The following is a 25925-nucleotide window of genomic DNA, read 5'->3' as shown; positions in this document are numbered from 1 at the left end:
CGCACACGGCGGCGCACCGCGCTACGGGAGGTACGGGATCAACTCGACGTGCGGGACACGGGGACCCGGGTGGAGCGCCGCTCCGCGAACTCGGCCGCCCGGGTGAGGAGGCCCAGGATCCCGGGCGGCTCCGTCCCGTCCAGGTGGCTCTGCTCGACACCCGCGAGGACCACGAGGCGCTCGGGCAGGGCGAGGTGGCCGTAGCGCCCCTCCGCCAGTATCGACGCCGCGGTGTCGAGCACCGACAGCCCGCGCCCGTGCGCCTCGTGGATGCGGTCGCGCACATACCGCAGATAGGCCGTGTACTCGCGCAGTGCGGCCGGTTCGGCGACCGGGCCGTGCCCGGGCACGATGACCTCGGGGGCGAGGGCGAGGATCCGCGCACAGGCGTCCAGCACCCGCGCGATGGGCCCGGCCCAGTGCACGGGGTGGTCCTTCAGGAAGACGATGTCGCCGGTGCACACGACGCGTTGCCGCGGCAGGTGGACGATCGCGTCGCCGGCGGTGTGCGCCGGCCCCACCTCGATCAACCGCAGTTCCGTCCCGCCCACGGTGACGGCGAGCTCCCCCGCGAACGAGCGGGTCGTCGGCGCGAGGGCCAGGCCGCTGAAGTCGAAGTGCCCGAAGTGCCGGCGCAGATACCGGACGAGGGGGCCGTCCCGGCCCGGCCCGTGGACCAGCGCCTGCATCTGCTCGGGCGTCGGGTCGCGGTGCAGGTGCTCCTGGCTGGAGCGGGTGCCGATGACGTGCGCGGCCCCGAACTCGGCCGAGGTGAAGGTGTGGTCGCCGTTCGCATGCGTGTGGATGATGGTGTCGACCACGGCGTCCGGGCGTACGCCGCCCATCGCGGCCATCATCCGGGACCGCATGAGCGAGGTGTAGGGCGTGTCCACGAGGGCGGACACACCGCCGTCGCCGACCACCATCGTGCAGTTCGCCAGTCCCCAGCCGCCTTCGGTCGATTGGGACCATACGTACACATCGTCTGCGGCGGTCCGTAATCCCGAAGTCGTTGTCATGGAATCATTGTGAGGCCGTGGCACCGGTGCGGGATACGGGTGCAGATCTACCGAGGCCGGTCGGGTGCGGGTAGTTGCCGCATTCGGGACAGAGGGGTCCACGATATGAAAAGCGCGCGGGCCCCCTGGGAACCGAGCGGTTGCGCTGCGCCGGCCCGCATCACACCCACGACTCCCGTTCTGGCGTGAACCATAAGACGGTGGGTGTTGTCGGGATGAACGTATGGATCCAGGTAACCCCTGTACAAAGGACCGAGTTCCGGGTGGTTTTCGACCTCCGCGGCGAGTTGCCGGAGCGTCCGGTCATGCGGATAGGCGTCCAGGGAACGGCTCAGTTGGGCCAGCGCCGGGCCCACCCAGTCCCTTTCCCGTTGCAGCGTGAGCGCCCTGCTGCGCTCCTCGGGAGGTAATCCGAGCATCCAGCGCATCATGTTCGCCGGCATTGCCCCGAACAGGTCCTCGGCGACGGAGTTGCAGTACACGACTTCCCAGCAGCGGTTCGACACATAGGCCGCCATCGAGCTGGACCGCACAACCTCCTTCCATATTCCGGGTATGTGCAGACCGGTGTCGGGCCTGAGCGACGCGGGCTCCCCCGCCCCGCCGTACATCGCGGCCCACAGCGCCCGCCACTGCTGGTCCCCCATGCGCAGGCCCTCGGCTATCCGCCGCAGCCGGTCCTCGTCGGGTGCGAAGCGGCCCCGTTCGATGCGTGCGTAGAGTCTGCCCACATCGGCATTCGGGGGGTCGGTGGGTCTTCTGATCTTGAGACCCATTTCATCCTGGCTGTAGTACTTGACGCGTCGGCCGCTGCCGATGCCCCGCGGCCCCAACCCGTAGCTTTTGCGCAGGTCGTGCAGCTCGGGGTCGTTGTCCGCGTCGGTCTGCCTGCGCGCCTCGAACATGATCGCTCTTACGCGTGCGGGGTTCCGGACTCTCCTCGCCCCCATGCCCTCTTCCGTCTCGGACGAACCCTCAGTAGTTCAAAATTGAACCACGCCATCGTGCCTGGTCCATTGAACACGCCCCGTCGCTACCAGAATCGCGACGCGCGGAATACGCAGACTGACATACGACCCGTGCCCAGGAAAGCATGCCGCGCCGAACGTGAGGAAAGTCCGGCCCATGCGCGCGGCACGGGAATTCACCCGGCACGATGGTGCAGAAGGCTGCCGGGAGGAAGTAATGCGCGCCGGCAGGGGCACCCGTATCACCGCTGCCGGCTCCCGCCGCACGGCCCATGCCGCCGGCTCGGGGGCCCGGAAGCGACCGCCGGCCGCGGACCCCGTCCGGGGCGGGCGCGTGCACCCGGCCCGGGACCGCCACCGCCGGTCCCGACAACGACCTGGTCAAGGCCCTGCGGCCGGGCCGCTCGGCCGCCCTCGACGCGCTACGGCCCCTCGACCGGCCGCTCGTCGCCCCACAGGCGCACCGGTCGGCCGCTGCCCGCGTCGAAGACGGCGATCGCCTCCATCGGGCACAGGGACACCGCCTCGACCAGGTCCGCGGACGCGGGAGCGACGGGACGGCGGGGCCGTGACTTCCCGTGGCCGTCCACCTCGAACTCCTCGGGCGCCACTCCGGCGCACATGCCGGCGCCCACACAGCGCGTCCGGTCGACGCGCGCCCGCAGTGCGGCCGGCAGCGGCCCGCCGCTCACCAGAGCACCCGCAGGCGCTGCGGGCTGCGCGTGGTGGTCCTGTGCCATTCGATCGCCCCGACCGGTTCGGCGAGCCGCAGGCCGGGCAGGCGGGTGGCGAGTCGCTCCAGGGACAGGTGCATCTCCATCCGGATCAGCCAGGACCCCAGGCAGTGGTGCGGACCGGCGCCGAACGCCATGGTGGGCGCGTCCAGCGGCGCGAACAGGTCACCGGGGTGTTCCGGCGGGAAGACCTCCGGGTCGCGGTTGGCGCTGCCGAAACTCACCGCGACGACGGAGCCCGCGGGAATCGTCACGCCCCCGACCCGCACATCGCTGACGGCCCGCCGGGTACCGCTCTCCTCGTCGCCCAGCGGGATGCGGTGGATCAGCCGCTCGGTAGCCACCCGGGCCCGCTCGGTGCAGGCCAGCCGGGGCCAACTCGTTCGCCGCTCGCTCAGCAGGTACACCACGGCGTTGCCGATCGCGGCAGTCGCGCTGTCGTTGCCTCCCGCGGCCAGGCCGCACACCAACTGGACGAGTTGCTCCTCCGGGATGCCGCCCTCCTGGTCGGCGGCCCGCACCAGGCGGCTCACCAGGTCGTCCCCGGGCTCCCGCCGCCGCTCGGCCAGCAGTCGGGCCGCGAACCGCCCGAACTGGGCCCGGGCCTCGGCCGCGTCCTTTCGGGAGTCGGAGCCGTCGGCGAACGCGTAGGAGGCCCAGTGGCGCAGCCGCGCCGGTTCCAGCCCCTCCAGGCCCATCAGAGTACTGATCACCGCGAACGGCAGCGGACGCGTGAACGAGGCGACCAGGTCCGCGGGCGCCCCCGTGTCCACCAGGTCGTCGAGCAACCGCTCCACCACCGAGGCCACCCAGGGCCGCCAGCGCCCGACGGCCCGTGGTGTGAACGCCTGTTGCACGGTACGGCGCAGGCGCAGGTGGTCCGGGCCGTCCTGGTTGAACATGGACTCGGGCGTGTCGGCCACGTTGGGAGTGCCGCTCGTCCGCGGGGCGTCCTCGGTGTACAACTGCGCGCGGCTGAAGCGCGGGTCCGTCAGCACCTGCCGGACGTCCTTGTACCGCGTCACCAGCCAGGCCGTCCCGCCGTCGGGACGGCTGACGGGACGGGGCCGGGCCGCCGCCGCGAACTCCAGCCGGTGCAGCGGCGGCAGAGCACCGGCCCGGGGGCCGTCCGGAGCGGCGTCGCCCCGGGGGCCGCCCGGCTCCCCGTCGTCGCGGGAGCCGTCCGGATCGCTGACGAGAGACATGGCACCTCCAGGCCCGCCACCACGGCGCCGCCGGGGCCTCCGCCCGCAGCGACGGCCCGTGCCCGCATGCACGGCCGTGCTCGCGTGCACGACCGTGCACGCGACCCCGCTGCTGGAGCGGGGTCGACCGGACGCCGTAATGCCCGCTGAATACTAACTTCTGCTATTCACAGGTGAATTGTCGGCTACACTGCTGGATGTCTGACCCGCCGTGTTCCGGGACGCGGAGACCGGTCCCGCCCACATCTTCGCCATGCGCCGCCGCATCGGATCCGCCCCTGTCCGATCCGCGAAAGACCGGACAGAAGGCCCCGGTGGCCGCAGCCGTCGCGGCGGCCCGCCGCGCAGGGCTCCCACGCCGGCCACCGCGTCGGACCACCGATCGGCGCGCTCCCGGCACCGACGCGACCAGGTGAGGAGCTCTCGTGGAGATCTCGAAATGGGTGGTGCGCGAGCACGTCCCCGGCGTGCCGGACGTCGACCGGATGTACCGGAAGGTGGTGGAGGACGTCGACGTCGTTCTGGGGGACGACGAGATGCTGCTCAGGACCCGGTACGTCTCCGTCGACCCCTACCTGCACGGCATCGCCCTGGACACCCCCCTCGGAGACCACATGGGCGCCGACTCGATCATGGAGGTGCTCCAGGCCGGGCCGCGGGCCGCGTTCGCCGTGGGCGACCTGGTCCAGGGATTCGGCGGCTGGCGCAGCCACGTCGTCAGCGACGGCCGGTCGAGGCCCTGGCAGACGGGGGCCTTCCCGATGGTCTTCCCCGCCTACCGCAGGCTCGATCCGCGGCACTACGACGACGTGCTGCCGCTCTCCACCGCCCTGGGCATCATGGGCGGGCCCGGCATGACGGCCTGGGGCACGCTGACGAAGTTCATGACCATCAGCTCCGGTCAGACGGTCGTGGTCAGCGGCGCTTCGGGCTCGGTCGGCTCCCTGGTGGGACAGTTGGCCCGCCGGGCCGGTGCCCGCGTCGTCGGCACCACCAGCTCACCGCGCAAGGCGCGCCTCCTGGAGGAACTCGGCTTCGACACCGTCCTCGCCTACAAGCACGGCGACGACGCCGACCGGGTGGCGGACGCCGTCCGGAAGGCCACCCCGAACGGAGTCGACCGGTACTTCGACAGCCTCGGCGGCGCCCTCACCGACGCCGTGTTCACCAGGCTCAACGTCGACAGCCAGGTCGCGGTGTGCTGGCAGTGGGCGAGCCAGGTCGGCCGCGACACCACGGGCCCGCGCCTCCTGCCGTACATCATGTTCCCCCGCACCACCATCCGCGGCGTCTTCTCCCTCGAATGGTTCACCGAGCCGAACTGGACGGCCCTGCACACCGAGCTGGGCGGCATGGTCCGGCGCGGCGAGATCGTCCACCACCAGACCGTCCACCACGGCTTCGACCGCATCCCGACCGCCTACCGGGACCTGTACACGGACAGCGCGGCCCATGTCGGCAAGGTGCTGGTGAAGCTCTGAGGAGGCGGGGCGTCCTTCGCTGGGCGCGACCGGTGGCTCGCACCCCGGCGGCGGACGCCGCGCCGGCCGCCGCGCCGCACACGCCGGAAGCCCGATGAGCCCTCGCGCATGGCCGGGCGCCGGGGCCGCCGTCAGGAGCCGGGCCGCGCCTCCAGGGTCTGCTCGGCCCAGATGGTCTTGCCGGTACCGGTGTGGCGCGTCCCCCAGCCGCGGGTCAGTTGCGCCACGAGGAGCAGGCCCCGGCCGCCCTCGTCGTAGGTGCGTGCGCGGCGCAGGTGGGGCGCGGTGCTGCTGGCGTCGGAGACCTCGCAGATGAGGTGCCGGTCGAGGATCAGCCGTAGTTGGATGGGGGCGTCGGCGTGCCGGATCGCGTTGGTGACGAGTTCGCTCACCAGCAGTTCGGTCACGAAGGCCACCTCGGTCAGGTGCCATGCGTCGAGCCTGTCGGACACCAGGGTGCGGGCCCGGGAGACGACGGCCGGATCGGCCGGCAGGTCCCAGGTGGCGACGTGGTCGGCATCGAGCGCGCGGGTGCAGGCGACGAGCAGGGCGATGTCGTCGGTACGGCGTTCCGGCGGCAGCGCGTCGACCACCGTGGCGCAGATGTCCTCCAGCCGGGCGGCGGGCCGGGCGAGCGCCCTGTGCAGCCGGGCGATCCCCTCGTCGACGTCCTCCTGGCGGGACTCGATCAGGCCGTCGGAGTACAGGGCGAGCACACTGCCCTCGGGCAGCGTGACCTCGGTGGCCTCGAACGGCAGACCACCCAGCCCCAGCGGGGGGCCGGCCGGCACGTCGAGGATGTCGACGCTGCCCTCGGGGGTGATCACCGCGGGCATGGGGTGGCCGGCGCGGGCCAGCGCGCACACCCGGGAGACCGGGTCGTAGACGGCGTACAGGCAGGTGGCGCCGAACCCCACGGTCAGCTCGGCGTCCTGGTCCGAGGGGGCCATGCCGTCGGTGTCGTCCGCCGAGAGGTGCACGACCAGGTCGTCGAGGTGGGTGAGCAGTTCGTCGGGGGGCAGGTCGATGTCGGCGAGCGTGCGGACGGCGGTGCGCAGCCGCCCCATGGTGGCCGCCGCCTGGACGCCGTGCCCGACCACGTCGCCGACGACCAGGGCGACTCTGGCGCTGGACAGCGGGATCACGTCGAACCAGTCGCCGCCCACTCCGGCCAGCGCGCCGGTGGGAAGGTAGCAGGAGGCGACCTCCACCGCGGCGTTGCGGGGCAGCCGCTGCGGCAGCAGGCTCCGCTGGAGCGCCTCCGCGGTGCTGCGCTCGCGGGTGTAGCGGCTGGCGTTGTCGATGGAGACCGCGGCCCGGTCGGTGATCTCCTCGGCGAGCAGGAGGTCGTCCTCGCTGAAGGACTCGGTCCACTGGTGGCGGAGGAAGATGGCCACTCCCAGCATGGCGCCCCGCGCGCGCAGCGGCACCGCCATGATGGAGTGGACGCCGAAGGCGCGCACCGCCGCCTCCCGGCTCGGGTGGCCCACCGACCAGTCGGTGTCCTTCGGGTCGTAGTGCGCGCGCAGCACCGCCTCCTCCGTGGCCAGGCACTCCGCGATCAGGGAGTCGGCGGCGAAGGCGTCCACGTCGCCGAGGGGGACGACCGCCTCGGGGGTGCCCGGGAACACCGACTGCTGGGCGACGCGGCGCAGCCGCACCGGTCCGCCGCCGACGGACCCCGCGGGGGCCGTCGACCCCGCCCCCGGGTCCGTCGCGCCGGCGTCGGAGTCGGTGGCGGAATCGGTGTCGGGGAGCAGGTCCACGATGGCGAAGTCGGCGAACTCCGGCACGGCCACGTCCGCCAGCTCCCCGGCCGTGCGGGCCACGTCGAGGGTGCTGCCGATACGCTCGTTGGCGTCGTTGAGAAGCTGCAACCGTTTGCGCGCCCAGTACTGCTCGGTCGTGTCGTGCGCCGTCAGCCCCACGCCGCACAGGGCGCCGTCCTCGTCCCGCAGCGGGTAGAGGTAGTTCGACCAGGAGTGCTCCCGGGTCTCGCCGACCACCCGCAGGTAGTTCTCCACGAACTGCGGCTCGCCGGTCCGCAGCAGCCGGACCATGGCCCGCTCGATCTTGTCGGCCCCCGGGAGGTCCCAGATCTCCGAGAGCCGCAGACCGCGCATCTGGTCGTCGGTGAGGTCCGCGGCGCGGCGCATGCTCCCGTTGGCCCGGCGCTGGCGCAGGCGCATGTCGAACACCGCCGTCGCGCAGGAAGGCGACTGCTCGAAGCTCCGCGCCGCGAGCGCCGCGTCCTCCGGGGAGGTGGCCGCACCCGTGAGCGGGGAGACCAGGAACCAGTCGAGGCCCTTGTCCCCGTCCATCCGGTGGTGGGCCAGCACCCAGACCTCCACCCGGTGGCCGTCCCGGTGCCGCAGCGGGACCGTGCCGTGCCACCTCGGCAGGGCCAGGATCTCGCGCAGCGTCCGGTCGGGAGCGTCCTCGTCGAGCAGGCGGGCGACGGGCTTGCCGACGATCTCGTCGGGCCGGTAGCCCAGCAGCCTCCGTGCGCCCTCGTTCCACTCCAGCACGGCGCCGTGCTCGTCGATGTTCGCCCTGGCCGTACGCGCCTCGTCGAAAACGTCGCCATGCACCCCCGGTTCGAGGTCGGGGGTGCGCCGCCGTTCCATCGCCGTCTCGCTTCCTCCAGGGTTCGGAGGTCCGCCGCCCGGCTGAGCCGCGCGAAACGGGCCCACATCTCCATACTGCTACAAACCAGGAAATAACGCGCTGTGTGGCCATTCCTGCCGTGCGCGTACCGCCCGGCCCTTCCGTTGCCGCCGGGCCCTTCCATCCCGCCGGGCCCGTCCGCTCCCCGGCAGGGCTGCTCCCCCGCCCGGCCCCGCAAGCCGAGCCCGGGGGGAGCCGCGCAGCGCAAGTGGGCCCTGACCGGGACTTTCGCCCTGGTCAGGGCCCACTTGGCAGACGAGTCGGGCTGTACGCCGGGTTCTGTGCCCCGGAACCTCGCGGTCGTCGGGGCGACGGCCATCCATCTAGGACCGGTGTTGCCACCGGCCTCCAGCGGTCTACCCGCGGACTCGGGCGGGCCGCCCTCGATCGTCCGCGCAGGGCCGCCTTCTCAGGCGGCCCCTCTTGACCTTGCTCCGGGTGGGGTTTACCTAGCCGCCTGGGTCACCCCAGGCGCTGGTGGTCTCTTACACCACCGTTTCACCCTTACCGGGGACCGAGGTCCCCGGCGGTCTGTTTTCTGTGGCACTGTCCCGCGGGTCACCCCGGGTGGTCGTTAGCCACCACCCTGCCCAGTGGAGCCCGGACGTTCCTCGGGGAGCTCCCCGGTGGGGGAGGACTCCACGCGGCCGTCCGCCCGGCTCGTCTGCCGTGCTGACCATGGTACCCGCCGCGCCGGTACGACCTGGCCGGCCTGCGGTGCCGCGGTGCCCGCCGCGAGCGCCCCGGCCGGTGCGGCCCCGGCCTCGGCGGCGCCGGGCGGGGCTGCCGGATCGCCCGGGCGGGCAGGGCCGTCCGGGCGGGTACGGCCGGGCCCGGCTGCCGCGCCGGTCTTGCGCGGCGCGGCGGTGGCCAGGAAGGAGCCCAGCAGGATGAGGGCGAAGGCGGCGAGGACGCCCGCGGTGAGCGGCTCGTCGAGGAGGGTGACGCCCGCGGCGACGGCCACGGCCGGGTTGACGTAGGTGATGACCACCGCGCGGGTCGGCCCCGCCTCGCGTATCAGTTCAAGGAAGCCGACGAAGGCCAGTGCGGTGCAGATGACGCCGAGGCCCACGAGCGAGGCCCACACCTGCGGGGCGGGAGCGCTCGCCGGGTGGTCGGCGAGTGCGGCGGGAGCGTAGACGAGGGCCGCCAGGGTCAGACAGGGCGCGATGAGCTGGAGCGTCGGCACCGGTCGGAGGTGGCGGGCGACGATCAGCGGCGCGATGGCGTAGCCGACCACGGTGAGCAGCACTTCGACGAGGGAGCGGGCGTCGGCGCCGGTGAGGTGGGGAGCGGTCAGTACAGCGACGCCCGCCACGCCCAGGCCCAGGCCGGCGCGGCGGCGGGCGTCGAGGTGCTCGCGCTCGCCGAACGCGCGGGCCAGGACGACGCCGAGGATCGGCACGGCGGCGATCAGCAGCCCTGCGGTGGAGCTGGAGAGCCGGCGTTCCGCATCGGTCAGCGTCCACCAGGGGCCGATGATCTCGGTGCAGGCGAACGCCGTCATCGGGCGCCAGTGGGCGCGCACCACCCGGACCAGCCCGCCCTGCCGGAGGGCGAAAGGCAGCAGCAGTACGGCGCCGAGCGCGCAGCGGGAGAAGACGACGCCCGCCGGGGACACCCCGTCGACCGCCACCTTGATCATCAGATAGGGGACGCCCCAGAGGACGCCCAGCAGGGCGAACAGGAACCAGCCGCGTGCAGTCATGCCGTCAGCTTCGGACGGTCGGCGCCGGATGTCTTGAACGGGATTGCGGGGCGGGCCGCGGGGAGCGCCGCCGCCCCGCCGCCCCGGGAGCCCGTGGCGCATTCCGCGCCCTCCGCGCGCTCTACACACTCCGCGCCCGCCACGCGCCCCGCGCGGGCGGCAGCCGACGGGAGGGCCCGTGGTGGTCGCGGGCGAGGGGATCCGACCGGGGCGCGGGGCGGCTCCTCGTCGGCGCCGCTGCGAGCGCTCACCGGCGCCCTCGGACCGCGGCCGCCCGCACCACCGCGCGGTACGCCGCCGGTGTGACGCCCAGGACCCGCCGGAACCAGCGGGTCAGATGGGACTGGTCGGCGAAGCCTACGAGTCCCGCGGCCTCTGCGGGGCGGTGTCCGGCGTCCAGCAGGGCGCGGGCGCGCGCCACCCGGTACTGGGCCAGCCAGGCGTACGGCGGCATGCCCATGGTGTCCCGGAAGGCCCGCAGCACCTGGTACCGGGAGAGACCGAGGCAGGCGGAGAGCTCCGCGAGCGAGGGCGGTGCGAGGAGTTCGTCGGCGAGCCGGTCGCGGACGGCGTGGGCGATGCGGCGCGCGCCGGGCAGCGCGTCGTCCACCGGGCGCGCGGTGCCGTGCCGCCGGGCCAGCGCGGTCAGCAGCCAGGGCAGCCGGCACTCGGTCTCCAGGGGGTCGGGAGACCCGACGGCACCGGTTCCCGCGGCGGGCGCGGCCCCGGAGCGCGCCGGGCCCGGTCCCGGAGGGACGGCGGGCGGGGGCGCGTCCGGTACGGGGCCGGGATCCCGCGGTGCGCTCGGCACGGGGCCGGCGGTCAGCTCCGTGTGGACGGTGCGCAGCGCGGCGGCGAGTTCGGGGTCGTCCAGGAGCGGTTCGCGGAAGTGGGGAAGCCCCCTGGTGCCCTCGCTGAGCAGGGGCAGCGCGGGGTACATCGCCCGGTACGCGTACCCGGTGGAGTGCGCCGGCCCTCCGGTGTGCGGCTCGCCGGGGCCGAGGACGACGATGGAGCCCGGCCCGGCGTACAGCTTCCCACCGCGGTAGTCGATGATCTCCGAGCCCCCGACGCAGACGCCGACGGTGAACTCGCAGTGGCTGTGCGGTGCGTAGCGGTGCTGGTCGAAGCGTGCGGTCAGCAGGTCGAGCGGCGGGCCGCCGCCGAGGTCGGTCCTGCTCCACACGGCGTGCTCCCGCGCCGCGCCCCGCGGTCCCCCGCCCCGCGAGCGCTCCCCCGCCGTTCCGTCGGCCACGGCCCACCTCGCCTTCCGCCCCGTTCGTCCCGTCAGGATGCAACACGCGCGGGGTGGTCGGGCATGCCCGCGCCCCGGGGCGGTGCCGCGTTCGCGGTTCGGGTCCCGCGCACACGCCCGCCGGGCGGACGCGGCGACCGGGCGGACGCGGCCGTCGGACGCACGCGGCCACCGGGGGACGCGGCTCACGCAGTGGCGGCGCGGTGCAGCGTGAACCAGAACGTCGGCACCGGGTTCGTGCCGGGTGTCACGTCGGCGAGCCGCCACCCCGCGAACCTGGCAATGAGTTCATCGGCGGTGACGCCGGAGATCGGGTCGTCGAACGCCTCGGGCCCGTAGCCGAACATCAGCAGTCGTGCGCCGGGGGCGGCACGCTTCGTGAGGCCGGCCGCGTAGGCGTCGCGGCGGTGCGGGGGGATCCCGCAGTAACAGCTCAGGTCGAAGAACAGGTCGTACGGGCCGGGCACGCCCACCTCGTCGAGTCGGGTGGCGTCCCCGCACAGCACCGTGACGTCCGCTCCCGCCGCGGCGGCCTTCTCCCTCGCCTGCCGGACCGCGCGCTCGACCAGGTCGACGGCTGCCACCCGCCAGCCGTGCCTGGCCAGGTGCACCGCGTTGGTCCCGGTGCCGCAGCCGAGTTCGAGGGCCTGGCCCGGCGCCAGTGCGTCCGGCCCCTCCGTCAGGGCCACGAGCTCGGGCGGGGTGACACCGCTGTCCCACGGCGGCCTGCCGTCCCGGTAGAAGTCCTCCAACGCACGGCGCACAGCAGCCTCTTGATCGAGCTCCGCAGCCGTCCGAGTCCCGCCCATCTCCACCCCTCCAAGAAATTAGAGTTCAGCTCTAACTACTAACTCTAGAGATAGACTCCCCCCATGGATGCGGTCAAGGGATCGGACGGAAGCGTCAAGCGCCCCGGCAAACGCCCCGACAAACGGGCCGAGCGCTCGCGGCGCACCCGCGAGAAGATCGTCGCGGCGGCGCGGGACCTGTTCGTCGCGCAGGGATACGGCGCGACAAGCCTTCAGGAGGTCGCGGATCGCGCGGGCGTGGCCGTCCAGACCGTGTACTTCGTGTTCCGCAACAAGCGCGCACTGTTCAAGGACGTCGTCGACACGTCCGTCGCGGGCGACGTCGAACCGATCGCCACGATGGACCGCGACTGGTTCCGCGCCGCGTGCGCCGAGCCCACCGCGGCCGGTCAACTGCGCGCCCACGTACGGGGCGTACGAGAGATCCTCGCCCGTGTCGCCCCGATCATCCCGCTGATCGCGGCCGCGGCGGCCACGGACCCGGAGATCGCCGCGCAGTGGCCCACCGACCCCGACCCGCGCTACACCGTCCAGCACGCCGCGGCGAGGGCGCTGACCGCCAAGCCCGACGCCCGCCCCGACGTCGACACCGACCGCGCCGCCGACCTGCTGTACGGGCTGCTCAGCCCGGAGCTGTACCTGGTCTTCGTCCGCGACCGGGGCTGGTCCCCCGAGAGCTGGGAGGAGTGGGCCCGTGCGACCCTCACCGCCCACCTCTGCACCGATCACGAGTAGGGCCCAGCCCTTCGGCGACGGCCCCCGAAGCAGTGCGGGCGCGGGACGCCGAAGGCCCGGCACCGTGCGGTGCCGGGCCTTCGGATCTTGCGGGCATCACCCGCGGACGTGACGTCAGGCCGCGTGGGCCGGGTCCGCGGAGCCGGATGGTTTGCGGTGGCGACCGCGCGGGGCCGCCTCCTCGCCTTGTGCGGATGGTGCGGATTGCGCGGACACGGGGCCGCGGTGCTTGCCCGGCCCGGTCGGCTGTTCGGCCTCGTGCGGCCAGGTCGTCGGCCAGGAAGCGGCGTCCGTACTGGCTTCGGTCATCGGAAGGTCACCCCGTCAGAAGATCCTTACGGTATAGCCGGGCGAGTCTAACCGGCGGCTCCCTGCCCGATGAGGGGGGCCTCCCGCAACGGGACGGGACGAAAGGCCGCGAACTCCCCCGCCGCACCGGCCGGTCCGCGCCCGCCGCCCGGCGCCGCGGCCGCCGCCGGGGCCCCCGGCGCGCTCCGGGCGGACGCCCCCGCCGGGCCGGGGCGCGCCGCACCGCTGCCGGGCGCACCTGCGGACGGCGCTGCCGCGGCCATGGCCCGCACCCACGCCCCGGCCACCGCCCGGGCGCCGGTCCTCGTGCCCGCCGCGGTCCCACGCGGGTCGCGGGTCGGCGGCCGCGCGGGACCGGGTCCGTGCGGGGGCGCGGGCAGACGGGCCAGGCCGCAGGGGACGGCACGGGTCGCGTACGGCAGGTGCAGGGTGCCTTCCCTGGTCCAGGCCCCGCACCCGGTCAGCCAGCCCTCCGGGGCGGGCACGTGGTGCAGGGTGCGTTCGGCGGGGCGCCAGATGCCGAGCCAGGTGCCCGCCACCCCGTCGATGCGCAGCGCGACGGCGCACCGCTCCGGCGTCAGCGCCTGCCCCGGCTGGATGGCGAACGGCGTGATCGCGCAGTCCGGCAGCCGCAGGCACTCCGGGAAGCGGACCGGCAGGGTGCCGCCCAGCACTCCCCAGGCGAGCCGCTCGTGGCCCGGCGAGGGGGCGTCGGAGCGGATCAGCAGCAGGCCGCTGTCGGGGTCGGCGAGCAGCAGCCGGTCGGTGCTGCCCTCGGTGATCTCCAGCAGCGGTGACACCGCGCCGCCGCGGCCGAGGTCCACCGTCACCGTCTTGGTACGCCCTTCGTGCTCCTGGTCGACGGCCAGCAGCCGGCCGGTGCGCTCCAGCCAACTGCCGCCCGTGCAGCGGCCGGGCAGTTCGGCGACCGCGCGGGGCGACGAGAAGCCGCCCGCCACCAGCCAGACCGCGGTCGACCGCGGTCCGACGGCCAGGGCGTACGCGCGCCGGCCGCCGGGCGGCGGTGGCAGCAGCCGGACCGCCGGGCAGTCCAGGTCGCCCGGCCCGTCCGGGGCCGCCGGGCAGTCCATCGAGCCCAGTGGGATCTCGCGCGTGCCGGGGCTGGTCGGGTGCAGCAGGGCGAAGACGTGCCGCCGGCCGAGGGTGCGGTGGATGAGCACCCGCCCGTCGCCCATCGGCAGCACCTCGCTGCCCTGCTGCTCGGGCCGCCGGGCCGGCAGCGCCACCCGGTAGGGCTCGGGGCCGTCCAGCGTCCAGCGCTCCGGGATCCAGTACGGGACGCCCCCGCCCCCCGGCGTGCGCTCGTCCCGCGCGAAACCCTGCCGCTGCGGTCCGCCGCGGCAGGCCGCGTCACGCGCGGCACCGGCCCGCTGGAACCCGTCCCGTACCGGTCCGCCCCGTACGAGCCGCGCCGCATAGGTCCCGTCCGCGGAGAGCGTGCACTCCGCGGACGGCCGGCGGAACGGTTTGTCGTCGCTCCCCGCCGAGACCTCGATGGCACAGACAGTCATTGCTCGGTCACCTCCGGTGACAGAAGCTACGTTTTTGTCGGCATGGTCGGGTCGGTCGGCCGCGGTCCTTCACTCGGACGGATGGCACCACTGCCGTTTCCCGGTGGATGGCGCGGTCCCTGTGCTGTGAGGCGGTCGGCGGCCGCGCACACGTGCCGCACGGCCGCCGGCGGGCCCGGGAACGGGCGGCTGCGGCAGTGGTTCGGCCGGGGGGAAGGTCCAGGTAGCCTTGCACCCGTGCCCCGTCTGTCTGAAGTCATCGCCGCGCTCGACACACTGTGGCCCCCAGGGCACGCAGAGGAATGGGACGCGGTCGGCACGGTCTGCGGCGATCCCGACCGGACGGTCTCGCGGGTGCTGTTCGCCGTCGATCCCGTGCAGGAGATCGCGGAGGAGGCGGTGCGGCTCGGCGCCGACCTCCTCGTCACGCACCACCCCCTGTACCTGCGCGGGACGACCACCGTCTTCGCGGGCACGTTCAAGGGCCGTGTGGTGCACACCCTGATCAAGAACGGCGTCGCCCTGTACGTCGCCCACACCAACGCCGACCGTGCCGACCCGGGCGTCTCGGACGCCCTCGCGGGCGCGCTCAGCCTGCGGGTCACCGGACCGCTGGTGCCCGACCCCACCGACCAGCACGGCCGCCGGGGCCTCGGCCGCCTCTGCGCGGTGGAGCCCGCGTTGAGCGTGCGCGAGCTGGCCGCCCTCGCCGCGGACCGGCTGCCGGGCACCGCCCAGGGCATCCGCGTGGCGGGCGACCCGGACGCCCTGGTGCGTACCGTCGCGGTGAGCGGCGGTTCCGGCGACAGCCTCTTCGACGACGTCCGGGCCGCGGGCGTGGACGCATTCCTCACCGCCGACCTGCGCCACCATCCGGTGTCCGAGGCCCGCGAACAGGGCCCGCCCGCCCTGCTCGACGCCGCGCACTGGGCCACCGAGTGGCCCTGGTGCCAGTTGGCCGCCGCACAGCTCGACCAGGTCTCCGAGCGGCACGGGTGGGGCCTGCGCAGCCATGTCTCGGCCACGGTCACCGACCCCTGGACCGCGCACGCCGCCCAAGCACCCGCCCGGCCCGCGCAAACCGTTCCTGTCCCCGGCGCGGCCGTGGCCGCCGCCGCTTCCGACGATGCATCTGGAGCCCCCAACTGAACGCCGCGCCCGCCGATCAGATCCGACTCCTCGACGTCCAGGCACTCGACGTACGCCGGCAGCAACTGGCGCACCGGCGGAATTCACTGCCCGAACTCGCCGAGATCGAGACGCTGCAGAAGGACCTCGCGCAACTGCGCGACCTGCTGGTCGCGGCGCAGACCGAGGAGAGCGACTGCGCCCGCGAGCAGACCAAGGCCGAACAGGACGTGGACCAGGTGCGCCAGCGTGCCGCCCGCGACCAGCAGCGGCTGGACTCGGGTGCCGTCACCTCGCCCAAGGACCTGGAGAACCTCCAGCACGAGATCGTCTCACTGGCCAGGCGCCAGGGGGACCTGGAGGACGTCGTCCTGGACGTCATGGAGCGCCGCGAGTCCGCCCAGCAGCGGGTCGCCGAGCTGACCGAACGGCTCGCCTCGGTGCAGGCCAGGATCGACGACGCGGCCGGCCGCCGCGACACCGCGTACGAGGAGCTGGACGGGGAGATCTCGTCCGTCGGCAAGGAGCGCGAGGTGATCGCCGCTTCCGTCCCGGCCGACCTGCTGGGGCTCTACGAGAAGCTGCGCGGGCAGCAGGGCGGCATCGGGGCGGCCAAGCTGTACCAGCGGCGCTGCGAGGGCTGCCGGTTGGAGCTGAACATCACCGAGCTGAACGATGTGCGCAGCGCCGCCCCCGACACGGTGCTGCGCTGCGAGAACTGCCGCCGCATCCTGGTCCGTACGGCCGAGTCCGGTCTGTGAGCGGTCCGGAGGTCTGATCATGCGTGAGCTCATCGTCGAGGCGGACGGCGGTTCCCGGGGCAATCCCGGGCCGGCGGGGTACGGGTCCGTGGTGGTGGACGCGTTGACCGGCGACGTCCTGACCGAGACCGCCGAGTACATCGGGGTGGCCACCAACAACGTCGCCGAGTACCGGGGCCTGGTGGCCGGTCTGCTCGCCGCGCACGCGATCGACCCCACGGCGCGGGTGCACGTCAGGATGGACTCCAAGCTGGTCGTCGAGCAGATGTCCGGCCGCTGGAAGATCAAGCATCCCGACATGAAGCCGCTCGCGGCACGGGCCGCTGCGGTGTTCCCGCCCGGCCGGGTCAGCTACGAGTGGATGCCGCGCGAGCAGAACAAGCGGGCCGACCGGTTGGCGAACGAGGCCATGGACGCCGGGAAGCTGGGCAGGGCGTGGGCACCGAGGACGCCCCCTCCCGCGGCTCCTGACGAGCCGGCGGCACCACCCGGCGACGCCGCGGCCGGCGCCGCCCGGGCCCGTGCCGCCATCGCCGCGCCCCGCGGCCGCACCAGCGGCTCCGCCGCACGGACCGCGCCTCCCGCGGAGGGCGGCGCGGGCGCCGGGCGCGCCGCCGACGCCCGGGCCGCGCGCAGCGTGGCGGAAGGGGGCGGGCAGGCCGGCAGCCGCAGGGCGACCCCGGCCGTCGGCTGGGCCCCCGCGGACCTCGGCGCACCCGCCACCTTCGTCCTGCTCCGGCACGGCGAGACCCCGCTGACCCCGCAGAAGCGCTTCTCGGGCAGCACCGGGAGCGACCCCTCGCTGTCCGCGGCGGGCCGGGCCCAGGCCGAGCGGGCCGCCGAGGCGCTGGCCGCCCGCGGCACCGTCCAGGCCGTGGTCAGCTCCCCGCTCGCGCGCTGCCGCGAGACCGCCGCCGTCGCCGCCGCCCGGCTCGGCCTGCCGGTCACGGTCGAGGACGGCCTGCGCGAGACGGACTTCGCGGCCTGGGAGGGCCTGACCTTCGCCGAGGTCCGCGAACGCCACCCGGACGACCTCGACGCCTGGCTCGCCTCGCCCGCCGCGGCCCCGACCGGCGGTGGCGAGAGCTTCGAGGCCGTCACCCACCGCGTGGCCGCGGCCAGGGACAAGCTGCTCGCCGCCCACGCGGGCCGCACCGTGCTCCTGGTCAGCCATGTCACGCCGGTCAAGATCCTGGTGCGCCTCGCCCTCGGCGCCCCTGCCGAGTCCCTGTTCCGCATGGAGCTCTCCGCGGCCTCACTGTCCGCCGTCTCCTACTACAGCGACGGCAACACCAGCCTGCGCCTCTTCAACGACACCTCCCACCTGCGCTGACCGGGCGCGGCGCGGGCAGCGCCCGGGACGCACGGCGGCAGGCGTCAGCCACCCGCCGCCGTGCCCCCGGCGGCCCGGGCGCCGCCCAGCGGCCCGGAGCTGGCCCGTACCGTCAGCTCCGGCGTCAGCAGGCCGACCTCGTCCGTGGGCTGCCCGGCGAGCTTGGCCACCACCAGCTCGACCGCCCGCCGCCCCATCTCCTGTGCGGGGATGGCCACCGAGGTGAGCCGTACCGACGCCTGCACCGCGACCTGTTCGGGGCAGACGGCCACCACGGACACGTCCTCCGGCACGGCCCGGCCCTGCTGGCGCAGCAGGGTCAGCAGCGGTTCCACCGCGTACTCGTTCTGGACGACGAACCCGCTGGTGCCGGGCCGCTCGTCGAAGATCCGGGCGAGCGTCGCGGCCATGGCCGCGTACCCCGGCTCGCAGGGCCGGTGCAGCACCCGCACGCCCAGTTCGCCGGCCCTGGCCCGTACCCCCTCCAGGGTCCGTACGGCGAAGCCGGTGTGCCGTTCGTACACCGCGGGCGCCTCGCCGATCACCGCAAGCTCACGGTGTCCCAGCGCGGCCAGATGGGTGACGCAGAGCGCGCCGGTGGCCTGGAAGTCGAGGTCCACGCAGGTCAACCGGTCCGTGTCGGCGGGCAGTCCGATGAGCACGGCGGGCCGCCGGCTCTCCCTCAGCAGCGGCAGCCGCTCGTCGTGGAGCTCGACGTCCATCAGGATCATCGCGTCGGCCAGCGCACTGCCGGTGACCCGCCGCACCGCCTCGGGCCCCTCCTCGCCGGTGAGGAACAGCACGTCGTAGCCGTGCCCGCGGGCGGTGGTGGCGACCGCCATGGCGATCTCCATCATGACCGGCACATAGAGGTCGGTGCGGAGCGGCACCATCAGCGCGATGATGTTCGAACGGCTGCTGGCCAGGGCGCGCGCTCCCGCGTTCGGGTGATATCCGAGCTGCCGGATGCTGTGCTCCACCCTGGCCCGGGTGGCCGCCGAGATGGACCGTTTGCCGCTGAGCACATAACTCACCGTGCTCGCCGAGACTCCGGCATGCTGAGCGACCTCGGCAAGAGTGACCATGTACGTCTCCAGGACAGGCAGGGCGGCGGGACAACCGAAACGTACCGGCCGGGCCGCCGGTGTCCCTCGGCCGGGCCGCCGGTGCCCACGCGGCCGGGCGGCGCGGCCGGGTGCCGGGCCACCGGGCCGGCCCGGGTCACCGGGGCCGTCCGGCAGCCGTCCCGGCGGCCGTGGAGCGGGCCCGGACGCGCACTCGCCCCCTGCCGCGCACTCGTCCTGTCATATTGCATGATGCGCAACGGTCTTTGCAGTCCGTGCAGGAGCAGGGGCAGGATGAGCCCATGACTTCTCTGCCTGCCTCCGTGCTCGACCTCGCCCCCGTCATCCCGGTCGTCGTCGTGGAACGCCTCGACGACGCGGTGCCGCTGGCCCGGGCTCTGGTCGACGGCGGTCTGACCGCGATCGAGGTGACGCTCAGGACCCCGGTGGCGCTTTCGGCCATCCGCACCCTCGCGGAGGAGGTGCCGGAGGCGGTGGTCGGCGCGGGCACGGTGGTCTCCCCGCGGCATGCGGACGAGGCGGTGGCGGCCGGAGCGCGCTTCCTGGTCAGCCCCGGCTCGACCCCGGCGCTGCTGGACGCCATGGAGGCGTCCGGTGCGCCGTTCCTGCCCGGGGTCTCCACGGCCTCGGAGGTGATGGGGCTGCTGGAGCGCGAGGTGCGGGAGATGAAGTTCTTCCCGGCCGAGGCCGCCGGGGGCCTGCCCTTCCTGAAGTCCCTGGCCGGGCCGCTGCCCACGGCCCGGTTCTGCCCGACCGGAGGCGTCACGCACGCCTCGGCGCCCGGCTACCTGGCGCTGCCGAACGTCGGTTGCGTGGGCGGTTCGTGGATGCTGCCCGCGGACGCGGTGTCCGCTGGGGACTGGCAGCGGATCGCCTCCCTGGCGAGGGACGCCGCCGCCCTGGGCACGGCCGGCAGCGAGTAGCGGCAACAGCCCGACGACCGTACGGGCACCGGCCGTCCCTCCGCGGCGACCGCCGTGCCCACCTGCGGGACCGGCTCAGCTCGACGAGACCCTGAAGCTGTTCGTGGTGAAGTCCAGGCCGCCGGGTGACGAGGTGATCTCGTAGCCGAGCTGCACGTCGCCGACGGTCTCGCCGTGCCACCAGCCCTGGCCCTCGATCCAGTCCAGGATCGGCAGGATGTTGACCGTGCCGGAACTGGAGTCCGAGATGCGCAGGAACGAGAAGACCTGGTTGGAGCCGTTGTCGCCCTTGTGGACCGTCCACTGGCTGCCGCCGAGCGACACGGTGCCCTGCTGGCTGCCGAGCGGGCCGACGGCGCCGTTGTGGTTGACCCAGAGCATTATCTCGTAGTCGTAGTCGGTGTCCCAGATGTCGTACGAGGTGTTGTACGAACCGCCGGACGGCACCGAGACGTTGTAGCCGCTGGTGAGCGTGCGCAGCGACGACAGCGGCTTGTTGACGACCTTCTTCGCGTTCGGGTACGACTTCACCCCGCCGGTCGCCGGGTGGTCCGCCGTCACGCCCCAGGTGCTGGAGGAGTCGGCCCAGATGGTCTGGGTGCCCGCGCCGGAGCCCCAGATGTTGTTGTACAGCGTGTACCCGTCGGACGTGGTGTAGGTGCCCCACTGGTCCGAGGACGTCCACGCGTGGGCCGCGGCGGGCGCGGCGGTGGCCTGGACGGGTGTGATGAGGAGGCCGGCCAGGGCGGCCCCCGCGGCGGCGGGGGCGAGCAGGAACCGGCTCAGCATGCGACGTGCCATGGTTGTCCCTTCCATGGTGCGGGGGATGACGCCGCGCTCCTGGACGGGGCGCGGAGGTGCCGGCCGTGCGGGTTCGTCCGGGTGCTCGGGACATCGGGCGCGCCGAGTAGTGAAGCGATTCGACGCGCTGCACGAAGGCCCGTGGTCTGGTGCCGGTCCTCCGCGCGGAGCCGTGCTCGACCGTGCTGAGGTGCGGCGACGGTGTCAGCCGGAGCCGGGAGCCGCCCGGGGGTGCGGGGTGAGCCGATCCGGAGCCCTCGGGGAGCCGCTCGGCGCCGAAGCCCTGTCGAAGCGCTTCGAAGACGCCTGTGAGAGTAGGGGAAGGTGCCTGGCGGCACAAGGGAACCGGGCGGAGTGGTGCAGGGGCCCCGGGCCGCCGCAGGCCACGGGCGGCGGGACCGGCCACCGCCGACGGATGCCGCCCGCGTCAACCGGCTGCGTCGAGACGACGGTGCGCGTCCGCCGGTGCGGCACGGCACCGCCCGCCCGCCGCCGCGGCGCGTCCACCGCGGCGACACGTCCGACGGCACGGCGCCGGTGCACCACCGCAGGCGGTCGCTGCGGCTCCGCCGGTCAGTGCACCTCCGTCACCACCACGTCCAGGGCCCACGGCCGCCCGGCCGCGCCGGGTGCGGCCACCTCGACCGTGAAACCGAGGTCCCGCAGCGTCTCCACGAGAGCGGACGGTGTCTTCGGCGCGGCTCCCGCGGAGAGCAGGCTCCGCACCAGCCGGCCCTTCGTGGCCTTGTTGAAGTGGCTGACCACGGAGCGCCGTTCCCGGCCGTCGACCACCTCGGAGTGCAGCACCCGCACGGTCGCCGTGCGCTCCGCGACCTCGCCCCGGGGCCGCCAGGCCGCGGCGTACGCCGACGACCGCAGGTCGAGCACGAGGCCGGAGGCCGCCGTCTTCGGCAGCACCTCGGCCATCACCGGCCGCCAGTACGCCCCGAGCGCACCGATCCCGGGCAGTCTGACGTTCATCGGGCACCGGTACGGCGGGATCCTGTCGGTCACCCGGACAGCACCCCACAGCCCCGAGAACACCAGCAGCGAGCGCGCCGCCCGCCGCTTCGCGCCCGCGTCCAGCGACGACAGGTCCAGCGCGTCGTAGAGCACGCCCGTGTACAGCGCGCCCGCCGGACGTGTGCCCGCCGTCAAAAGCGCCGCGTTCTTGGCCACCTCGCCGCGCTGGCCCTCGCTCAGCCCGAGCACCTCGCGGGCCTTCTCCCCGTCCCCCGCGCACAGCTCGACCAACGCGTCCAGCACGTCCTGCCGCGCCTCGCCCAGCCCCGGCGACGACAGCTCCTCCAGCTTCACCGGCGCACCCCGCCCGGAGGGCGCCTTGCCTTCGGACGGCGGCAGCAGCACGAGCACGATCGGGTCTCCTTGGTCGGTCCTCCACGGGGCGGGGCGCCCGGGGCCAGGGTACGGGGTGGCACTCGGCGCACCGGTCCGCGCCGCCGCACGGCCGGCGCGGGCCCCGACCCCGTTCATGAGCCACGATCGGGGGAAAGGCTCCCCATCCCGTGGACGGTTGATCACCGATGCCCGACTCTGGCAGGCGACCAAGGAAGGAGCGCGACATGACGGCCGTGCCGCACGAACCCCTTACGCAAGCGGAGGTCCTGTTGGACGGCTTCCTGGCACTGGACACGCCAGAAGGCTTCCGGGCCGAACTGATCGAGGGGGAGATCGTCGTGACACCGCCGCCGGACGGAGACCACGAGGACTGCATCGGGTTGATCGTGGACCAGGTGACCAGGCAGTCCCGAACCCGTATGCAGTTCGCCGGGACAAAGGGGCTGAGACTCCCGAGCGCGGGCCCCTGCCCGGATGTCCGCGTCGTCCCGGACGCCACCTTCGCCCCGTACGATCTGCGGCTCTTTCGCGGCGCGGAGGCGTGGACGCCCCCCGGCGGCGTCGCCCTCGTCGTCGAGGTCGCCTCCGCCAGGCCGCTGAGGGACCGGGAGGACAAGCGCCGCTGCTACGCGCGCGGTGACATCCCGCTGTACCTCCTCGTGGATCGTCAGTCGTCCTCCCTGAGCCTGTTCGGTGAACCTGACGGCGACGACTACCGGCAGCAGTGCACCATGCCCTTCGGCAAGCCGCTGCCCTTCCCCGAACCCTTCGCGTTCGAGCTGGAGACCTCGGAGTTCCTCTGAACCCCGGCCGGGCCCTGCCGGGTGGGACATTTGTCCTGCCGGACTCCGTACACGCGCGTCTGTCGAACGTTGTTCCGCGGTTCCTACAGTCGTGGGCATGACGACGACATCAGGCACCGCCGCCGCGACCGCACAGGGCGCGGCGCCGGCGGTGTCCTTTTCGGGGGCGGTCAGGACCTTCGGCGCCGTGCGGGCCGTCGACGGTGTCGACTTGGAGATCACACGCGGCGAGACGGTGGCGCTGCTGGGCCGCAACGGCGCCGGCAAGTCCACCGCCATCTCGCTGCTGCTCGGGCTGGACGACCCGGACGCCGGGACCGTGCGCCTCTTCGGCCAGGAGCCCGAACGTGCCGTGCAGGCCGGACTGGTCGGGGCGATGTTGCAGGAGGGGCGTCCGGTGCGCCGGGTCACGGTGCGGGAGCTGGTCACCTTCGTGGCCCGGCAGTATCCCGCGCCGATGCCGGTCGCCGAGGCCCTGGAGCTCGCGGGCATCACGGAGTTGGCGGGACGGCGCGCGGACCGGCTGTCGGGCGGGCAGACGCAGCGGGTCAGGTTCGCCGTGGCGCTGGTGGGCGATCCCGCGCTGATCGTGCTCGACGAGCCGACGGCCGCCCTGGACGTCGAGGCACGGCGGGCGTTCTGGGCGTCGATGCGGGCCTATGCGCGGCGCGGCCACACCGTGCTCTTCTCCACGCACTATCTGGAGGAGGCCGATGCGCACGCCGACCGGATCGTGGTCATCGACCACGGCCGGATCGTGGCGGACGGCAGTGGCGACGAGCTGAAGCGGGCGGCGGGCGGCAACCTCGTCTCGTTCGACCTGGCCGGGCACGGCACCGAGGGCCTGGCGCGGTTGCCGGGCGTTCTCGCGGTGGAGGTGCGCGGGGACCGGGCGCTGCTGCGCTCGGAGGACTCCGACGCCACGGTGATCGCACTGGCCGAGCGCGGCGCGATACGCGGCCTGGAGGTCACCGCGGCCTCGCTGGAGACCGCGTTCCTCGCGCTGACCTCGTCCGACGCCGCCTCGGACGGCACCCCGGCCGGCGCCCGAGCACCTGCCGCACCGCACTCGGCCGCGGCACGGCGCCCGGCCGCCGCGGAGCACCAGGCCGCCGCGGGCGATCGGTGCACCGAGGATCCGCCCGCCGTGGATCGGGCCGCCGAGGAACCGGCCGCCGACGCGGCAAGGGAGACGGTGTGATGTTCGACTACCTCGTGCTGGAGGTCCGCAGGACCCTCCGCGACACCGGCTTCGTGATCTTCGGCATCGGGATGCCGGTGCTGATGTACCTGCTGTTCACCAACATCGGCGACGACGTCGGCGGCAGGTGGAGGACCGCGTCCATGGTCGGCATGGCGGCGTACGGAGCCCTGGGCTCCGCGCTGAACACCGGCACGGGCGTCGCCGAGGACAAGTCGATCGGATGGCTGCGGCAACTGCGCATCACGCCGATGCGGCCGCGCAGCGTGGTGATCGGACGGGCGCTGACCGGCTCGGTGGTCGTGCTGCCTGCCATCGTCGCGGTGCTGCTGGCCGGCGGCGTGGTCAACGGGGTGCGGCTGGCCGTGTGGCAGTGGGTGCTGGTCGCCGTGCTGCTGTGGCTCGGCGCGTTCCCCTTCACCCTGCTCGGGATCGGCAACGGCTACCGGCTGACCGCGCAGACCACCGGCGTGGTGAACGTGGCGTGCAACCTGGGCATGTCCATCGTGGGCGGCCTGTGGTTCCCTGTGGACCTCTTCCCGGGCTGGCTGCGCTCGCTGTCCTCGTACACGCCGACCAACCGGTTCGCCGAGCTGGGCGTGTCGGCGACCGAGAAGGCCGCGCCGGGCTTCGGCACCGTCGCCGTGCTGGGGCTCTGGATGCTGGTCTTCGGCTCCTACGCCGTGTTCTCCTACCGCAGGTCCGCCCGCACGGTGTGACCGGCGGGCCCGCTCCCCTGCCCGTGCTCCGCCCTGCCCGCTCGCCCGCCCCACCGGGGCCCCGAGCGGCGTGACAGGAGGCCCGATGTCCTCGAAGAACGACCCGACCACCGCCACCTGCACCGGCCCGGCGGAGCCCGGGGCCGGACGGCTGCGGTGCCGGCGGGCCGGGCGCAAGCCCGAGGCGGTGGGCCCGCCGAACGGTTTCGCCCTGCTGCCCTGGCTGCTGATGGGGATGGGGGCGGTGTCCAACCTGGTGCGCGGCGAGACCCCGCAGCCGTGGGTCGGAGCCTTCGGCCTGCTGGTCTTCAACTCGCTCTACGTCTTCGTGGTCTTCCGCGCCTTCGACAAGCAGCGCCGCGAGGCGCGCTCCACCCGGTGGGTACTGCTCGCGATGACCGTGATCGCCGTGGGCCTGGCCGCGGGCTACGGCGGCACTTGGCTGGTTTTCTACCCACTGCTCGCGCTGGCCGCGGGCTCGGTGCTGCGGGGGCGGGCAATGGGCCGGGTGATGTTCGCCCTGACCGCCCTCGCCGCGGTGACGGCGGCGCTGCGGGACGGCTGGGACGCGGTCGGCTTCGCGTACGGAACGTTCATCTCCGGTATGGTCACCGCGGCGATCATGGCGCTCTCCGAGACGGTCAAGGAGCTGCGGGCCACCCGCGAGGAGCTGGCCCGCACGGCGGTGGAGCGCGAGAGGTTGCGGTTCTCCCGCGATCTGCACGACCTGCTCGGCCACACCCTCTCGGTGGTCGTGGTCAAGGCGGAGGCCGTCCGGCGGCTCGCGCCGCGCGATCTGGACGCCGCGCTCTGCCAGGTCACCGACATCGAGTCGGTGGGCCGCCAGGCGCTCACCGAGATCCGCGAGGCCGTCACCGGCTACCGCGAGGGCAGCCTCACCACCGAGCTCGACCGGGCGCGCTCCGCGCTGACGGCCGCGGGCATCGAGCCGGTGATCCAGCAGTCGGGCCCGCCGCTCACCGCGCAGCAGGAGGCACTGCTCGGCTGGGTGGTCCGCGAGGCCGTCACCAACGCGGTGCGGCACAGTGCCGCCGACCGGTGTGAGATCACGGTCACCGGCAGCGGGGAACGGGTGCGCCTGGCGGTCGGCGACAACGGCCGGGGCCGGCCCGCCGGCCCGGGGCAGCCCACGCCCGGCGGCGCGGCAGCCGGCGGGACCGGGTTGAAAGGGCTCACCGAGCGGCTGGCGTCCGCGGGCGGCACCCTGGTGGCGGGTCCCGCACCGCGCGGTGGCTTCCTGGTGACGGCGGAGCTCCCGGTGGAGCCGGTCCCCGCGTCCGCCGGGGGCGAGGGGCCCCTCGCCCCCGGCGGACGCGGCAGGACCGCCGAACCGGCTGCGGCCGGACAGTGACGGCGCCGCCGTGCGGGA

20 protein-coding genes, 1 other RNA gene and 2 pseudogenes are annotated in these 25925 nt (G+C 74.0%); 10 read left to right on the top strand and 13 right to left on the bottom strand.

Annotated features, from left to right (window positions below):
• Window positions 1-38: 38 nt before the first annotated feature.
• From IE313_RS23955 to IE313_RS23940, 4 genes are all read right to left on the bottom strand, one after another.
• Complete coding sequence (locus IE313_RS23955) at window positions 39-1019, bottom strand: MBL fold metallo-hydrolase (RefSeq protein WP_189935632.1); 981 nt, start codon at window positions 1017-1019, stop codon at window positions 39-41.
• Between the two features lie 47 nt (window positions 1020-1066).
• A complete protein-coding gene (locus tag IE313_RS23950; RefSeq protein WP_189935630.1) occupies window positions 1067-1969 on the bottom strand; it encodes an MmyB family transcriptional regulator in 903 nt (300 codons plus the stop codon).
• A 440-nt stretch (window positions 1970-2409) separates the two neighbouring features.
• Complete coding sequence (locus IE313_RS23945) at window positions 2410-2679, bottom strand: ferredoxin (protein WP_229924890.1); 270 nt, start codon at window positions 2677-2679, stop codon at window positions 2410-2412.
• On the bottom strand, window positions 2676-3926 hold the full coding sequence (locus IE313_RS23940; protein ID WP_189935626.1) for a cytochrome P450: 1251 nt from the start codon (window positions 3924-3926) through the stop codon (window positions 2676-2678). Before IE313_RS23940 ends, IE313_RS23945 begins: the two co-directional genes overlap by 4 nt.
• A 425-nt stretch (window positions 3927-4351) precedes the next feature.
• On the opposite strand from IE313_RS23940, the gene IE313_RS23935 reads away from it, so the two are divergent.
• Window positions 4352-5407: an MDR family NADP-dependent oxidoreductase gene (locus IE313_RS23935; RefSeq protein ID WP_189935624.1), complete on the top strand. Its 1056-nt coding sequence runs from the start codon at window positions 4352-4354 to the stop codon at window positions 5405-5407.
• Window positions 5408-5538: 131 nt separating this feature from the next.
• Here the strand turns inward: IE313_RS23935 and IE313_RS23930 are convergent, their stop codons facing one another.
• From IE313_RS23930 to IE313_RS23910, 5 genes and pseudogenes are all read right to left on the bottom strand, one after another.
• Window positions 5539-8034 (bottom strand): SpoIIE family protein phosphatase, encoded by a 2496-nt coding sequence (locus tag IE313_RS23930; RefSeq protein WP_189935622.1) that lies wholly within the window; start codon window positions 8032-8034, stop codon window positions 5539-5541.
• 292 nt (window positions 8035-8326) lie between these two features.
• An RNA gene (gene rnpB / locus IE313_RS23925) (RNase P RNA component class A) lies at window positions 8327-8737 on the bottom strand.
• Window positions 8738-8897: 160 nt separating this feature from the next.
• Window positions 8898-9782 (bottom strand): annotated as a pseudogene (locus IE313_RS23920) (DMT family transporter); the annotation flags it as partial.
• 247 nt (window positions 9783-10029) lie between these two features.
• Window positions 10030-11037: a helix-turn-helix transcriptional regulator gene (locus tag IE313_RS23915; protein WP_189935620.1), complete on the bottom strand. Its 1008-nt coding sequence runs from the start codon at window positions 11035-11037 to the stop codon at window positions 10030-10032.
• A 185-nt stretch (window positions 11038-11222) separates the two neighbouring features.
• A complete protein-coding gene (locus tag IE313_RS23910) occupies window positions 11223-11801 on the bottom strand; it encodes a class I SAM-dependent methyltransferase (RefSeq protein WP_229924889.1) in 579 nt (192 codons plus the stop codon).
• A 108-nt stretch (window positions 11802-11909) separates the two neighbouring features.
• On the opposite strand from IE313_RS23910, the gene IE313_RS23905 reads away from it, so the two are divergent.
• Window positions 11910-12581 carry a TetR/AcrR family transcriptional regulator gene (locus tag IE313_RS23905; protein ID WP_189935616.1) on the top strand — a complete coding sequence of 224 codons (672 nt, stop codon included), beginning with the start codon at window positions 11910-11912 and terminating at the stop codon, window positions 12579-12581.
• A 356-nt stretch (window positions 12582-12937) separates the two neighbouring features.
• Here the strand turns inward: IE313_RS23905 and IE313_RS35420 are convergent, their stop codons facing one another.
• The gene (locus IE313_RS35420; protein WP_229924887.1) at window positions 12938-14422 is read right to left on the bottom strand and encodes a hypothetical protein; all 1485 of its coding nucleotides are present in this window, start codon (window positions 14420-14422) and stop codon (window positions 12938-12940) included.
• A gap of 237 nt (window positions 14423-14659) precedes the next feature.
• On the opposite strand from IE313_RS35420, the gene IE313_RS23895 reads away from it, so the two are divergent.
• From IE313_RS23895 to IE313_RS23885, 3 genes are read left to right on the top strand one after another with little or no spacing between them, the layout of a single operon-like run.
• On the top strand, window positions 14660-15571 hold the full coding sequence (locus tag IE313_RS23895; RefSeq protein ID WP_189935613.1) for a Nif3-like dinuclear metal center hexameric protein: 912 nt from the start codon (window positions 14660-14662) through the stop codon (window positions 15569-15571).
• Window positions 15568-16311 (top strand): zinc ribbon domain-containing protein, encoded by a 744-nt coding sequence (locus IE313_RS23890; RefSeq protein ID WP_189935689.1) that lies wholly within the window; start codon window positions 15568-15570, stop codon window positions 16309-16311. Before IE313_RS23895 ends, IE313_RS23890 begins: the two co-directional genes overlap by 4 nt.
• A 19-nt stretch (window positions 16312-16330) precedes the next feature.
• On the top strand, window positions 16331-17644 hold the full coding sequence (locus tag IE313_RS23885) for a bifunctional RNase H/acid phosphatase (RefSeq protein ID WP_189935611.1): 1314 nt from the start codon (window positions 16331-16333) through the stop codon (window positions 17642-17644).
• Window positions 17645-17688: 44 nt separating this feature from the next.
• On the opposite strand, the gene IE313_RS23880 is transcribed toward IE313_RS23885, so the two are convergent.
• Entirely contained in the window at window positions 17689-18729 is a 1041-nt protein-coding gene (locus tag IE313_RS23880; protein WP_189935609.1) for a LacI family DNA-binding transcriptional regulator, read from the bottom strand.
• 281 nt (window positions 18730-19010) lie between these two features.
• On the opposite strand from IE313_RS23880, the gene IE313_RS23875 reads away from it, so the two are divergent.
• Window positions 19011-19652 (top strand): bifunctional 4-hydroxy-2-oxoglutarate aldolase/2-dehydro-3-deoxy-phosphogluconate aldolase, encoded by a 642-nt coding sequence (locus IE313_RS23875; protein WP_189935607.1) that lies wholly within the window; start codon window positions 19011-19013, stop codon window positions 19650-19652.
• A gap of 75 nt (window positions 19653-19727) precedes the next feature.
• On the opposite strand, the gene IE313_RS23870 is transcribed toward IE313_RS23875, so the two are convergent.
• The gene (locus IE313_RS23870; protein WP_189935605.1) at window positions 19728-20453 is read right to left on the bottom strand and encodes a GH12 family glycosyl hydrolase domain-containing protein; all 726 of its coding nucleotides are present in this window, start codon (window positions 20451-20453) and stop codon (window positions 19728-19730) included.
• 573 nt (window positions 20454-21026) lie between these two features.
• A complete protein-coding gene (gene yaaA, locus IE313_RS23865; protein ID WP_189935603.1) occupies window positions 21027-21827 on the bottom strand; it encodes a peroxide stress protein YaaA in 801 nt (266 codons plus the stop codon).
• 209 nt (window positions 21828-22036) lie between these two features.
• Between yaaA and IE313_RS23860 the strand changes: the two genes are divergently transcribed.
• The 4 genes and pseudogenes from IE313_RS23860 (at window position 22037) to IE313_RS23845 (ending at window position 25907) form a co-directional block, all read left to right on the top strand.
• Window positions 22037-22615 carry a Uma2 family endonuclease gene (locus IE313_RS23860; RefSeq protein WP_189935601.1) on the top strand — a complete coding sequence of 193 codons (579 nt, stop codon included), beginning with the start codon at window positions 22037-22039 and terminating at the stop codon, window positions 22613-22615.
• 151 nt (window positions 22616-22766) lie between these two features.
• Window positions 22767-23633, top strand: a pseudogene (locus tag IE313_RS23855) (ABC transporter ATP-binding protein); the annotation flags it as partial.
• Window positions 23634-23815: 182 nt separating this feature from the next.
• Complete coding sequence (locus IE313_RS23850; protein WP_189935599.1) at window positions 23816-24535, top strand: ABC transporter permease; 720 nt, start codon at window positions 23816-23818, stop codon at window positions 24533-24535.
• An 85-nt stretch (window positions 24536-24620) separates the two neighbouring features.
• Window positions 24621-25907 carry a sensor histidine kinase gene (locus tag IE313_RS23845; protein ID WP_189935597.1) on the top strand — a complete coding sequence of 429 codons (1287 nt, stop codon included), beginning with the start codon at window positions 24621-24623 and terminating at the stop codon, window positions 25905-25907.
• Window positions 25908-25925: the final 18 nt, after the last annotated feature.

This window comes from Streptomyces sulfonofaciens, from assembly GCF_014656295.1.
GTDB classification, from domain to species: Bacteria; Actinomycetota; Actinomycetes; order Streptomycetales; family Streptomycetaceae; genus Streptomyces; species Streptomyces sulfonofaciens.
Note: the sequence above shows the minus strand (reverse complement) of the source record. Positions and strands in the feature narration are given on the sequence as shown.